Annotated in this window: 1 protein-coding gene; it reads left to right on the top strand. The window is 66.8% G+C overall.

Annotated elements, in window-relative coordinates:
* Window positions 1-128 precede the first annotated feature (128 nt).
* Window positions 129-1,730, top strand: a complete 1,602-nt coding sequence (locus Ade02nite_RS48785) for an IS1634 family transposase (RefSeq protein WP_203778288.1) — start codon at window positions 129-131, stop codon at window positions 1,728-1,730.
* Window positions 1,731-1,766 lie beyond the last annotated feature (36 nt).

Here is a 1,766-nt window from a genome sequence, read left to right as displayed (position 1 = left end):
CTAGACCCGGACTTCGCACATGCTTTGGGGTGAATGTCCGTCACTCTGATCAAGATCGATATGTTGGTCGGGGTGTGGGTGTGCCTCGTCGTAGTGCTGTGCGTCCTCGTGCCGAGTTGGTCGAGGGGGTGGTGCTGGAGAAACGGCTGGGATCGTTGCCGGTGATCGCGGATTTCTGCCGCCGGATCGACATCGCGGGGATCATTGACCGGTTGTGCCCGATCCGGGATATCGCCCTGGCCACGCATGGCCAGGTCATCGAGGTGCTGATCGCGAACCGGTTGACGAATCCGTCCGCGATGGCCGGGATCGCCGATTGGGCGAAGGCGTGGGCGGTCCCGGAGGTTTACGGGATCGCGGCGTCCGCGCTCGGCGACGACCGGCTCGGCCGGGCGTTGGACGCGGTCGCCGACAACGTCGACACGATTATCGGGACGGTCGGCGCCGCGGCGATCGACGTGTTCGGGATCGACGTGGCCCGGCTGCACTGGGACATGACCTCGATCTCGCTGCACGGCGCCTACGACCACAACGACCCTGAATATCCGCAGCCTGGGTGGGGGCATCCGAAAGACCGGCGCCCGGATTTGAAACAGATCCAGGCCGGGATCGCGGTGTCCGCTGATGGGGCCGTCCCGGTGTTCCACCAGGTCTACGACGGCGGCGCCGGTGAGATCTCCCAGGTCGTCGACGCCATGCACGCCCTGCAGGATTTGGCGAACACTCCCGGCATGCTGATGGTCGGCGACTCGAAACTGATCTCCTACGGCAACCTGACCGCGATGACCGACGCCGGGGTCAGGTTCCTCGCCCCTCTCGCAGCGGCCCGGGTCCCGGCCGGCCTGTTCGCCGCCATCGACCCCGGCACCACCGCGGCGGTGGACTACATCGCCCAGCGCGACATCAACAAGCCCGCCGACAAGCGCTGCGCCTACCGAGTCACCGAAGACGTCATGCCCCTGCCCGGGCCCCGCAAGAGTGATCCGGTGCACCGGATCCGCCGGATCCTGGTCCACTCCAGCGCCAACCAGAACGCCGCCGCCACCGCCCGTGAACTCAAACTCGGCAAGGCCCGCACCGACCTGGACACCCTCACCCGCACCGCCGGCACCCGACATCACCCCGACGTCGCCGCCGTGACCGCGAAAGCCGCCCAGATCAGCAAACAACGCCGGGTCGGCGCCTACCTGCGCACCACCATCACCACTGCCCCGGACACCGGCAAACCCGTCTTCGCCTGGACCTTCGACCAGGACGCGATCGACGCAGAAGCCGCCACCGACGGCTGGTATGCCCTACTGACCAACCTCGAGGCCGCCGACGCCGACCCCGCCGAAGTCCTACGCCGCTACAAAGGCCAAACCGCCGTGGAACAGCGCTACGCCACGATCAAAGGCCCGCTCGCCGTCGCACCGATCTTCCTGCAAACCAACCGCAGGATCACCGCCCTGATCACCGTGATCTGCCTGGCCCTGCTCATCTTCAGCCTCATCGAACGCGAAGTCCGCCAACGCCTCGCCGAACAGGACCAGAGCGACATGGTCGGCTTCTACGCCTTCGACAACCGCGCCGTCCGACCCACCGCCCGCCTCATCCTGCAAGCCCTGCACGACCTACGACTCATCCCCGCCCACGACCGGCAGCCGCCCCGAATACCGCGCCCAGGCTGGCTCCAAGCCCAACTCCTCGCCCTACTCAACGTCGACCCAACCCGACCACGCTGGCTATAACGGCAGTTCAAACCCATGTGCGAAGTCCAGGGCTAG

It is taken from the genome of Paractinoplanes deccanensis, from assembly GCF_016862115.1.
GTDB lineage: Bacteria > Actinomycetota > Actinomycetes > Mycobacteriales > Micromonosporaceae > Actinoplanes > Actinoplanes deccanensis.
Note: the sequence above shows the minus strand (reverse complement) of the source record. Positions and strands in the feature narration are given on the sequence as shown.